At 68.5% G+C, this 11,541-nt stretch carries 7 protein-coding genes and 1 pseudogene; 5 read left to right on the forward strand and 3 right to left on the reverse strand.

Annotated elements, in window-relative coordinates:
• Positions 1-200 precede the first annotated feature (200 nt).
• From AB0M36_RS22190 to AB0M36_RS22200, 3 genes and pseudogenes are all read right to left on the reverse strand, one after another.
• A pseudogene (locus AB0M36_RS22190) lies at positions 201-526 on the reverse strand (DUF3140 domain-containing protein).
• Positions 516-722, reverse strand: a complete 207-nt coding sequence (locus AB0M36_RS22195; protein WP_364160340.1) for a DUF2945 domain-containing protein — start codon at positions 720-722, stop codon at positions 516-518. Before AB0M36_RS22195 ends, AB0M36_RS22190 begins: the two are co-directional and overlap by 11 nt.
• Positions 723-743: 21 nt before the next feature.
• Entirely contained in the window at positions 744-1,559 is an 816-nt protein-coding gene (locus AB0M36_RS22200; RefSeq protein ID WP_364160342.1) for a class I SAM-dependent methyltransferase, read from the reverse strand.
• 501 nt (positions 1,560-2,060) lie between these two features.
• Between AB0M36_RS22200 and rpsA the strand changes: the two genes are divergently transcribed.
• The 5 genes from rpsA to AB0M36_RS22225 all read left to right on the forward strand — a co-directional run bounded on the left by rpsA (position 2,061) and on the right by AB0M36_RS22225 (position 11,416).
• On the forward strand, positions 2,061-3,569 hold the full coding sequence (gene rpsA, locus AB0M36_RS22205; protein ID WP_364160344.1) for a 30S ribosomal protein S1: 1,509 nt from the start codon (positions 2,061-2,063) through the stop codon (positions 3,567-3,569).
• A 667-nt stretch (positions 3,570-4,236) separates the two neighbouring features.
• Positions 4,237-5,436, forward strand: a complete 1,200-nt coding sequence (coaE, locus tag AB0M36_RS22210) for a dephospho-CoA kinase (RefSeq protein ID WP_364160346.1) — start codon at positions 4,237-4,239, stop codon at positions 5,434-5,436.
• A 758-nt stretch (positions 5,437-6,194) separates the two neighbouring features.
• Positions 6,195-8,327, forward strand: coding sequence for an excinuclease ABC subunit UvrB (uvrB, locus tag AB0M36_RS22215; protein ID WP_364160348.1), 2,133 nt, complete (start codon positions 6,195-6,197; stop codon positions 8,325-8,327).
• Positions 8,328-9,087: 760 nt separating this feature from the next.
• A complete protein-coding gene (locus AB0M36_RS22220) occupies positions 9,088-9,852 on the forward strand; it encodes a GNAT family N-acetyltransferase (RefSeq protein ID WP_364160350.1) in 765 nt (254 codons plus the stop codon).
• A gap of 562 nt (positions 9,853-10,414) precedes the next feature.
• Complete coding sequence (locus tag AB0M36_RS22225) at positions 10,415-11,416, forward strand: TerC family protein (RefSeq protein WP_364160352.1); 1,002 nt, start codon at positions 10,415-10,417, stop codon at positions 11,414-11,416.
• The last annotated feature ends 125 nt before the right edge of the window (positions 11,417-11,541 follow it).

Raw genomic sequence — 11,541 nt, forward strand, 5'->3', positions numbered from 1 at the left:
GTGCTCGGCCCAGCGGCTCGTGCTCGGCCCAGCGGCTCGTGCTCGGCCCAGCGGCTCGTGCTCGGCCCAGCGGCTCGTGCTCGGCCCAGCGGCTCGTGCTCGGCCCAGCGGCTCGCGCTCGCCCCGCCCCGCCGGTCGGAATGAGCCCGGTCGTCGACTGAGCCCGGCCCCGGATCGCACAGCCAGTCGCCGCGACCGGCCTACTTCTTCAGCGGATCATGACCCCAGTTCATCAGCGAATACCGCCACCTCGTGTCCGCCACGTCACCCGATGGCCGCTGGGCCAGGTGGCGGTGCACATACCCGACCACCTTCCGCATATGCGCCTCGTCGGAGTCGCTCAGCTCGCCCTTCTTCGTGTGCAGGAGCTTGATGATCTTCCGGCCGCTGTCGTGGCCGACCGACTCGCCGCCGCTGGACGACTTCGGCCGACGTCCTTCGACTCATCCGTCGTGAGCCACTTCTCGAGCTCCGAGGCGGTCATGTTCACCGCGTCCCGAAACTCCGCGTACGTGTCACTTCCCATGCTTGAGCGCCTCCGGCTTGTGCACCGCCGTACGCCCAGTCTTGTGGCTTTTGACCTTGTATTGGGGTGCGGTCGGGGACGCGTTCACCGTGCGCCCGGCCTCCGAGGTCCGCGACATGATCTTCTTCTCCACGGTGCCGCTCACCTGGTGGCCGTGGCTCTTCCAGATCACCTTGTCGCCCTTTTTCATGCTCATGACCTGCGGATACCCCGGGGTCTAGGGCAAGTAACTGACGAATATGGCCGTGCCGGGGAAAAGCCTGCCGCGCAGCGGGCTCCACTGCCCCCAGATCTGGTCGTGGCCGTCGGGCCATTCGGGTTCGATCAGGTCGGTCAGCACGAACCCCGCCGCCACGAGCTCGCGGATGCGGTCGCCCAGGGTCCGATGCTGTTCCACGTACGTCGGGACGCCCGCGTCGTCCTGCTCCACATATGGCCGGCGGTCGAAGTAGGGGTGGATCGCCCGCAGGCCCTCCTCGCCCGGTTCGTCGAGGAAGATCCATCGCATCGGGTGCGTGATCGAGAAGACCCACCTGCCGCCCGGTCGCAGCACCCGGGCCACTTCGCGCATCACCGCCGCGGAGTCGGCGACGAAGGGAACCGCCCCGAACGCCGTGCAGACCACGTCGAACGCAGACGTCGCGAAGGGCAGCGCGAGGGCGTCTGCCTGCACGAGCGGCACCCGTACCCCTGCGCGGTTTGCAGCCTGTTGCGCATGGCGCAGCATCCCCGCACTCAGATCCATCGCGACCACATCGGCGCCCTGCCCCTCGAGCCAGCGCGCCGCCGAGGCCGCTCCGCACCCGAGCTCGAGCACCCGCTGCCCGCGGACGTCGCCGAGCAGGCGTGCGTCCGCCTCCCGAAGACCCTCCGGACACCAGACGAAATCCACATCACCCAGGAACGCGCCGTGTTCGTCCTGGTAGTCGTCGGCGTCCAGGTCCCACCAGTGCCGGCTCGCGGCGCGGCTCTCGTCGTCGGTCACCGTCCGGCGCAGCGTGTCGGCGTGGGCGATGGGTTGCGCTTCGATCACCAAGCCACCGTACTGGGGGAGTACGACACTTTCTCGACGGCGCCTCGGCGGGCGGGCGGAGACGGTCAGGTCGCGATCGGTTGGCGGTCGTGGGGTCGGCTTCCGGGTGGAGATCCGCGGCACACTCCGGCGAATACCCTTGAAATATCGACGCTCATCATCGGTGATGACGCGTTCGAGTGCGGCCGTATCAGGCATAAATAGGCACAAAGAGGGCGCGAGAGTCGGCCTCCCGGGAACAATATGCCTCGGTCATCAGGAGGGCTTGCAACCTGTGGTAATGCGCACGGTAAGCTAGTCGATGCACTCGCGGATCGTGTGCCTCGGCAGGGAGCAGGTTCCGCAAGTCGTCGGTCCCAGCATGATCCTGCTCGCTTGATCGCCCTCGCTTGATCGCCAAGTTCCAGCGTCGTGATCACCGGATGTTCGTGCTGTGTCCGCCGGCAGTTCCGCGGGGCGCGAGAGACACCACGACACCATCCGTTCGGAGCAACAGTCCACATGACGAGCAGCATCGAGGCCACCTCGAGCGCCAACAAGGTCACCGTCGACGATCTCGGCTCGGAGGAAGCATTCCTCGCAGCCATCGACGAGACCATCAAGTACTTCAACGACGGCGACATTGTCGAAGGCACCGTCGTCAAGGTCGATCGGGACGAGGTCCTGCTCGACATCGGCTACAAGACCGAGGGTGTCATCCCCTCGCGCGAGTTGTCGATCAAGCACGACGTGGACCCCGCGGAAGTGGTGTCGGTCGGTGACCACATCGAAGCCCTCGTCCTCACCAAGGAGGACAAGGAAGGTCGCCTGATCCTCTCGAAGAAGCGCGCGCAGTACGAGCGCGCTTGGGGCACCATCGAGAAGATCAAGGAGGACGACGGCGTCGTGCGCGGCTCCGTCATCGAGGTCGTCAAGGGCGGCCTCATCCTCGACATCGGCCTCCGTGGCTTCCTGCCGGCCTCGCTGGTGGAGATGCGCCGCGTGCGCGACCTCCAGCCGTACGTCGGCCGTGAGCTCGAGGCGAAGATCATCGAGCTGGACAAGAACCGCAACAACGTGGTCCTGTCCCGTCGCGCCTGGCTCGAGCAGACCCAGTCCGAGGTCCGCACCGAGTTCCTCAACAAGCTTCAGAAGGGCCAGGTCCGCAAGGGCGTCGTGTCCTCCATCGTCAACTTCGGTGCCTTCGTGGACCTGGGCGGCGTGGACGGCCTGGTGCACGTCTCGGAGCTCTCCTGGAAGCACATCGACCACCCGTCCGAGGTTGTCGAGGTCGGCCAGGAGGTCGAGGTCGAGGTGCTCGACGTCGACCTGGACCGCGAGCGCGTCTCGCTGTCGCTGAAGGCGACCCAGGAAGACCCGTGGCGCCAGTTCGCCCGGACCCACGCGATCAACCAGATCGTGCCGGGCAAGGTCACCAAGCTGGTTCCGTTCGGTGCGTTCGTCCGCGTGGACGACGGCATCGAGGGCCTGGTGCACATCTCCGAGCTGGCCGAGCGTCACGTCGAGCTGCCCGAGCAGGTCGTCCAGGTGGGTTCGGACGTCATGGTCAAGGTCATCGACATCGACCTGGAGCGTCGCCGGATCTCGCTCTCGCTCAAGCAGGCGAACGAGAACTTCGTGGAGGGCGAGGAGCACTTCGACCCCACCCTCTACGGCATGGCGGCCACCTACGACGCCGAGGGCAACTACATCTACCCGGAGGGCTTCGACCCCGAGACGGGCGAGTGGCTCGAGGGCTTCGACAAGCAGCGCGAAGCGTGGGAGAAGCAGTACGCCGACGCCCGCGAGCGCTGGGAGGCCCACACCAAGCAGGTGCAGGCGTCCCGCGAGGCCGACGCCGAGGCCGCGCTCAACCCGGCTCCGGCCGGTGGCGTGACCACCTCGTCCTCCACCTCCACCTCCACGAGCACGTCGGCCCCGGCGCGCGCCGCGGAGGAGCCGGCCGGCACCCTGGCCACCGACGAGGCCCTCGCCGCTCTGCGCGAGAAGCTCGCCGGCGGCAAGAGCTGATCACGGCACCACGGTGACACCGGCCTCCGGGCCGGTTAACCTCACACCGGCCTTCGGGCCGGGCTGACGACGGAGACCCCGTCCAGCTGGCTTGCGCGCCGGGTGGACGGGGTCTCTTCGTCGTAGGCCCGTACGCGGGCGGTCGGTTTGTCGCGGCCCACCCACCCGCCGGGGAAGCGCCGCGCCCCCCACAGCGGTCAGACCGCATCGATCCCGCGAGCGGCATCCTGACCAATCCGCCGCCGCGCCCCGACCGAGTCGTGTCGCCGCTGGGCTCGGGCGCGCGTCCGAGATCAACCCCCGAAGCTGCGGGAGTCGTTTCGGCTGGAGCTGGCGCCGACTCTCTGTCGCGCGGTTGCGTGTTCTGGCAGCCCCGTGTCCGTGTCTCAGCGGCGCGCTTGCTGTGCGCTCTGACCGGCATAGCGTCCACAGCTCAGCCGCGTGATCTCGGGCCCTGGTAGCGACTGCGTCCTGGGCGATTCCTGGAACTGCGGCGACGCGGGTTCTGTCAAAGCCGTCCGTCCTTGCGGCGGACGTCCGTCCGTTCGGCGGATTCGCCGGCAGGGTTCGGCTTGCCGATGACGGTTATTCCGCCCACCTGCCTGCGTTATCCACAGGCTGCCGGGGCGGCACTGACATCGACCGATCCACCCGCAATACTGAGCGCGTGCTCAGAGTGGGATTGACCGGAGGAATCGGCGCGGGCAAGAGCGCGGTCGCGATGCGGCTGCACGAGCTCGGTGCCGTGATTCTCGACGCCGACAAGCTGGCGCGCGAAGTCGTCGCCGCCGGCACCGACGGACTCGCCGCGGTCGTCGCGGCATTCGGCCCCGAGGTGCTGGGCGCCGACGGCGAGCTGGACCGACTTGCCGTCGGCGCCCGTGTCTTCGGCGACGAGGCGGCCCGCCGCCGGCTCGAGAACATCATCCACCCTCGGGTACGCGCCCGCACCACGGAGCTGGCCGCCGCCGCGCCCGCCGACGCAATCGTGGTCAACGACGTTCCCTTGCTGGTGGAGACCGGTCTCGGGCCCACATTCCACCTCGTGATCGTCGTCGACGCGACCCCGGCGGTGAGGATCGCCCGACTCGTCGGCGCGCGGGGGATGACCGAGGAGCAGGCGTCCGCCCGGATCGCCGCCCAGGCCGACGACGCCGCCCGTCGTGCCGCCGCCGACGTGGTGATCGACAACAATGGCGGGCTCGACGAGCTCACCGCCCAGGTCGACGAGTTGTGGACCGGCCGGCTCCGGCCGTACGGAAGGAATCTCCGGCTTCGCCGGCATGCGCCGTTCGAGGGAAGGCCGCGCATCGTGCCCCCCGACCCGGCCTGGCCCGGGCAGGCCGCCCGGCTGATCGCCCGGCTCAACCAGGCACTTCGGCCGCAGCTCGGCGGTGACGCCGACCTCACCCACATCGGGTCGACAGCCGTGCCGGGCCTGCCCGCCAACGATCTGATCGACCTGATGCTCGCGGTCCCGACGCTCGACGTAGCCGACAAACTCGCCGACACGCTGGCCGCTGTGGGCCTGCCGCCGAGGGACGGCGAATGGTTCGACAACGACCGGGGCATACCGGGTCAAACATGGCCCAAGCGCCTGCACGGCAGCGCGGATCCGGGCCGATCCGTCAACCTCCACGTACGCGTGGCAGGCTCCCCAGGCTGGCGTTTCGCCCTCCTGATGCGCGACCACCTCCGCGCGGTCCCGACAGCCCGCGACGAGTACGCGGCAGCGAAGGCGCACTGGTCCAAGATCCACGGCGCGGAAGGGTACGCGGCAGCCAAGGAACCCTGGTTGGACACAGAGGCCACGGCGGCACACGAATGGGCGGAGGCGACCGGCTGGCAGCCTCCTACCCGGCTCTAACCAGGCTTCATGCCCTGATTCCGCTGCTCCGACGGAGCGGATAACCTGCCCGGTGCCCGGTGCCCGGTGCCCGGTGCCCGGTGCCCGGTGGGGTCGGTTTTGGCTGGTGGCCGTTGTGCGATGCGGCTGGTCTCGATCGCCGCTTGTCCTGCCGACGTCGCAGGTTGCCGGCCGTTGTTCGTCGGCTTGCGTCGGCTGACCAGACGCTCGTCCGTCGGCCGGTCCTGACTCAGCAGTCAGATCAGCTCGCGCGAACCCGGTACCTGATACCCGGCAGCTACGGGCCCGGAAGCTGGGGGCCCGGAAATTGCGAACTCGGAAGCGCAGGTCGTTCGGGAGCCGCGTGCCGGGGACTGGATGCGCTGGCCAACCGCGGCCGCGCTCACCCCAAATCCGACAACGTCCGTTCAGAAGCCCGCGAGCTGGGGGGTGCGGTCCGCTCAGATGCCCGCGAGCCATTCAGAGCTTCACCCTCGGACAGCTAGGGGCGCTCGCGGCGGCCGGTCGACGCCAATCGCGTCACCTCTCGAGATGCGCTCACCGGCAGCGTGCCGGGGCAGCAGTCTCCGTCCCGTCCGTGGCGCCGTGTGGTGGCGCCGGGTCGGACGGGCGGCCGCCGCGAGCGGCCTACCCGCCCAGAGTAAAGGCGCGTGGCAAGCCCGGACAATGCCTGGCGGCGAAGCCGAATGTGCACCCTCCGAACAGCGTCCGCCGCAGCCGGCCAAAACTTGTCACACCCCCGACGTACGGTGGTCAGCATGGCGCTCGACATCCCACGACTCGACGGCACGTTCAAGGTCGTCAGCGACTACAAACCGGCGGGTGACCAGCCCACGGCGATCGCCGAGCTGGAGCGCCGGGTGCGCCGCGGCGATCGCAACACGGTCCTTCTCGGCGCCACCGGCACCGGCAAGAGCGCGACCACCGCCTGGCTCATCGAGAAGCTGCAGCGGCCGGCGCTCGTGCTCGCCCCCAACAAGACCCTGTGCGCGCAGCTCGCCAAGGAGTTCCGCGAGCTCATGCCGCACAACGCCGTCGAATATTTCGTCAGCTACTACGACTACTACCAGCCTGAGGCGTATATCGCGCAGACCGACACCTACATCGAGAAGGACTCGTCGGTCAACGAGGAGGTCGAGCGGCTGCGCCACTCCGCGACGATGTCCCTGCTGACCCGTCGCGACGTCATCGTTGTCGCGACGGTCTCCGCGATCTACGGTCTCGGCACGCCGCAGGAATACCTCGATCGGGCCGTCAGGGTGAAGGTCGGCGACGAGGTCGACCGCGACAAGCTGCTGCGTCGCCTCGTCGACATTCAATATTCCCGCAACGACATGGCCTTCCAGCGGGGCACGTTCCGGGTCCGGGGCGACACCCTCGAGATCATCCCGGCGTACGAAGAACTCGCCGTCCGTATCGAGCTCTTCGGTGACGAGATCGAGAAGCTCTACTATCTGCACCCCCTCACCGGTGAGATCGTCCGCGAGGTGGACCAGCTGGTGATCTTCCCGGCGACGCACTACGCGGCCGGTCCGGAGCGTATGGAGCGCGCGATCCGCGACATCGAGGCCGAGCTCGCCGAGCGTCTCGCCGAGCTGGAGCGGCAAGGCAAGTTGCTGGAGGCGCAGCGGCTGCGGATGCGCACCACCTACGACATCGAGATGATGCGCCAGGTCGGCTTCTGCAACGGCATCGAGAACTACTCCATGCACATGGACGGCAGGTCATACGGCGATCCCGCCTATACCCTGCTCGACTACTTCCCGGACGACTTCGTCACCGTCATCGACGAGTCGCACGTGACGATCCCGCAGATCGGCGGGATGTACGAGGGCGACGCCTCCCGCAAGCGCATCCTCATCGAGCACGGCTTCCGCCTGCCCAGCGCCGCCGACAACCGGCCTCTGCGCTTCGACGAGTTCCTCGAGCGCGTCGGGCAGATGGTCTTCCTCTCGGCGACGCCCGGCCCGTGGGAGCTGCAGCAGTCCGGCGGCGAATACGTCGAACAGGTCATCCGCCCCACCGGCCTGGTCGATCCCGAGGTCGTGGTGAAGCCCACCAAGGGCCAGATCGACGACCTCATGCACGAGATCAAGGAGCGCACCGATCGCGACGAGCGGGTCCTCGTCACCACGCTCACCAAAAAGATGGCCGAGGACCTGACCGACTACCTGCTCGAGAACGGCATCCGGGTCCGCTACCTGCACTCCGAGGTCGACACGCTGCGTCGCGTCGAGCTGCTCAAGGAGCTGCGCAAGGGCGACTACGACGTCCTCGTCGGCATCAACCTGCTCCGGGAGGGCCTCGACCTGCCAGAGGTCTCCCTGGTCGCGATCCTCGACGCGGACAAGGAAGGCTTCCTCCGCAGCGGTCGCTCGCTCATCCAGACGATCGGTCGCGCGGCCCGCAACGTCTCGGGTCAGGTCCATATGTACGCGGACAAGATGACCCCCTCCATGCGCTCTGCCATCGAGGAAACGGACCGCAGGCGCGCCAAACAGATCGCCCACAACGAGGCGAACGGCATCAGCCCGGAGCCCTTGCGCAAGAAGATCCACGACATCCTCGACGACATCTACCGCGAAGCCGAGGACACCGACACAGCCATCGGCGGTCACGGCCCCGGCGGTCACGTCGTCGGGGGAGGCGGCCGCCAGATGTCCCGCGGCAAGGGCCCGGTGCCGGAAACCCGCTCCAAGGCCAGGGCATCCGCGGCCCCGGCCCGAGAAGGCATGGCCCGGGCCGAACTGGCCCAGCTCATCCAGGACCTGAACGACCAGATGCTCGGAGCGGCCCGCGAACTGCAGTTCGAGCTGGCGGCCCGCATCCGCGACGAGGTGTCCGAGCTGAAGAAGGAGCTCCGAGGAATGGACGTAGCCGGCGTGAAATAGCCCCATCGAGCCCGCGTGAAATAGCCCGGCAAGCCCCTGGCGCCCCCGGCCGGCGGTGACCCGGGCCCCCTGCATCGACCCCGGCAGCGTGCGAGGCCGATCGCCCAGGCGGACGGGCGAGCAGGTTGTAGCGGCCGCGAGTGGGCGAGCCGATCGCTGGGGTTGCGGGTGCTGGGCTGCGGCGGGCGCGCCGGCTGCTGGGGTTGTGGTGCCGGGTGGTCGGTTGCGGCGGGCGCGCCGGCCGCTGGGGTTGCGGGTGCTGGGCTGCGACGGGCGCGCCGGCTGCTGGGGTTGTGGTGCCGGGCTGTCGGTTGCGACGGGCGAGCCGATCGCTCGGGTTGCGGTGCCGGGTTGTGGTGAGCGAGCCGGCCGCTGGGGCGGGCCGGGTGGTCGTCTGGCGCGGGCCGGAGGTTCGGTGTGAGCGTCGGTGCCCCTCGATCGCGCTCGATGGACTGGTCAGCGGCGAGACGACTGCTGCGGCGAGCCGCCTGAGGTTCTCGTTTGCCGGCGGGCCGGTCTGACTCCTGACGCGGTCTTCGCGACGCAGGTCGCCGACCGCTGCCGAACCCGGTGGGGGCTTGGCCGAATTCCCGCTACGCTCCCGCGGGTGTCCTTCATTGACGCCGTGGAATGGATCGTTGGCCCCATCGCTGTCGAGGCGGAACTCGTTCCGCTTGCGGAGCGGTGCCTTGCCGCCGATGGGGGCCTCCCACTTTCGGCCGATCCGGGCTTCCTGCGCCGCCGGTGGACGGGTGACGCTGTGACGACCGTCCAGGTTCGCGCGATTCGCGAAGGGGGCGGCAGCCTGGTCGCGGCTGGGGCCGTCCGGCCGACGTTCGGCGACGGCCCGGATCTGTGGGCCCGGGGTGCCACGTTCGTCGGGATGGTCGATCCGCAGGCGCGGGCGGTGGGTCTCGGTGGTCGGCTTCTCGACTGGGGGCTGGCCGAGTGCCGAAGCCGGGGAGGCTCGGTGACCGTGGAGACCGAGTCGCTGACCGGCGATTCTCTGCGTCTGTTCGACGGGCGGGGTCTGCGACGGGTGTTCGCGGAAGATGTCCTGCGGTTCGACCTTGCTGCTCGGGGCGTACCCGAGGCGGTATGGCCGGGTGGCACCACCCTGGCCGCGTGGTCGGACGTGACGGCCGAGCGGTTCTTCCGGGTGTATGAGGGCGCCTTCCGCGAGCGGCCGGGCTTTCCCGGGTGGAGCTGTGGGAGGTGGATCGCCGAGGTGATCGGGGACGACGAGTTCCGGCCCGAGTGGTCTGTGCTGGCCACCGTTCAAGGGCTGGGTGATGCCGGCTTCTTGACCGCTGCGGACGGCTGGGTCGTGCAGGTCGGTGTCGTTCCGGCAGCTCGGGGACGTGGGCTCGGCGCGGCGCTCGTGACCGAAGCATTGCGGCGGATGCGGGCCGCCGGTGCGGACGAGGCGTGGCTCGATGTGAACGTCGACAACCCGGCTGGCCGGCTGTATCGGCGGCTGGGCTTCGAGGACCGGGGGCGGCGGGCTCGGTTCCGTGCTTTCTGATCACCGTCCGAGCGGCGCAGCCCAGATCGTGCGCTCTGCCAGGCCGAGGACCGTGCCAGGCCAAGAACCGTGCCAGGCCAAGAACCGTGCCAGGCCGAGGACCGTGCCAGACCGAGCACGGTCCCAGACCGAGCACCCTGCCAGGCCCACAGTGCCGCCGGGCCCACAGTGCCGCCGGGCTGACAGTGCCGCCGGGCTGACAGTGCCGCCAGGCCCACAGCGCGGCAGACCCACAAAAGACAAGCTAGCCTCCTAGGACGCCAGAGGCAGTGTGTCGTGTCTGTGCCTGAATTACCTGACCTGCGCGCCAACCCGGGAGAGCCCCGCCACGAATAGCCGGGGTGACGTGTCGTTGGAGCCCGCCATGCGACACAATGGCTTGCGTAGGAGGGGAGTATTCCTCTGCGCCGGTCTCGTCAACACGGTCAGCGCCCTTGTGGCGCGCCCGGGGCCGGTGGTCTTCGCTCGCCGGGCGGAGGCGGAAGAGACCTCCGACAGTCACTTCGCCGCTTCGGATCTTTCCCGGTGCGGCGATGAGCCGTGTCTGCCGGAGGTCCTAGTTTTGAACGTCTCCACCTGGGTCTGGTTGGTTACCCTCGCCGCCCTCATCATCATGCTCGCCGTCGATCTGCTGATCGTGGGGCGGCGTCCGCATGAGCCGTCGATGCGGGAAGCCGGCGGTTGGGTCGCCTTCTATATCGGCCTGGCTATGGCCTTCGGCGTCGGGTTGTTGGTTACCGCCGGGTCGACGCCCGCGGCGGAGTTCTTCACCGGGTGGCTCACCGAGTACTCGCTGAGCGTCGACAACCTGTTCGTCTTCATGATCATCATGGCGCGATTCAACGTGCCGCGACAGTTTCAGCAGAAGGTGCTGCTCATCGGCATCGTGCTGGCTCTGCTCATGCGGGGTGCGTTCATCGCCGCCGGTGCGGCGTTGATCCAGCAGTTCTCGTGGGTGTTCTACATTTTCGGCGTCTTCCTGGTCTACACCGCGATCACCCTGCTGAAGGGCGGTGAGAACGACGAGGACGACTTCAAGGAGAACATCCTGATCCGCTGGGCCAAGCGGGCGCTGCCGCTCTCCAGTTCCTTCGACTCCGGCAAGATGACGGTGGTCACCGAGACCGGCAAGCGGCTCTTCACGCCGCTGCTCATCGTCATGATCGCGATCGGCACCACCGACCTCATCTTCGCGCTCGACTCGATCCCGGCGATCTTCGGCATCACCAAGGAGCCGTACCTCGTCTTCACCGCCAACGTCTTCGCCCTGATGGGGCTCCGCCAGCTGTACTTCCTGCTCGGAGGCCTGCTGGCGCGCCTGGTCTACCTCAACATCGGGCTGGCGTTCGTGCTCGCCTTCATCGGCGTCAAGCTGTTCCTCGAGGCGCTGCACACGAACTCGGTGGGATTCATCAACGGTGGCCATGGGGTGTCCTGGGCGCCGGAGATCCCGATCTGGCTCTCGCTGCTCATCATCCTCGGCACGCTCGGCATCGCCACGGTGGCCAGCCTGGTCAAGTCGTCCCGCGACCAGAAGAAGGAACCGCTCAAGACCTCCGCCTGACCGACGCGAAAGGCCCGCGATCACCTTCCGGTGGTCGCGGGCCTCGCCGTCAACGCGCGGGTACGACCCGAGCACGATCCGCGGCACCCGCAAGAGCGCGGCACCCGCAAGAGCGCAAGAGCACG

The sequence above is a fragment of the Actinoplanes sp. NPDC051346 genome (genome assembly GCF_040682215.1).
Classification (GTDB): domain Bacteria; phylum Actinomycetota; class Actinomycetes; order Mycobacteriales; family Micromonosporaceae; genus Actinoplanes.

Bases quoted from the DNA above. Each gene is read 5' to 3' on its own strand.
- uvrB (WP_364160348.1), top strand. From the start codon at position 6,195: ATGGCGCTCGACATCCCACGACTCGACGGCACGTTCAAGGTCGTCAGC.
- AB0M36_RS22195 (WP_364160340.1), bottom strand. From the start codon at position 722: ATGAGCATGAAAAAGGGCGACAAGGTGATCTGGAAGAGCCACGGCCAC.
- rpsA (WP_364160344.1), top strand. From the start codon at position 2,061: ATGACGAGCAGCATCGAGGCCACCTCGAGCGCCAACAAGGTCACCGTC.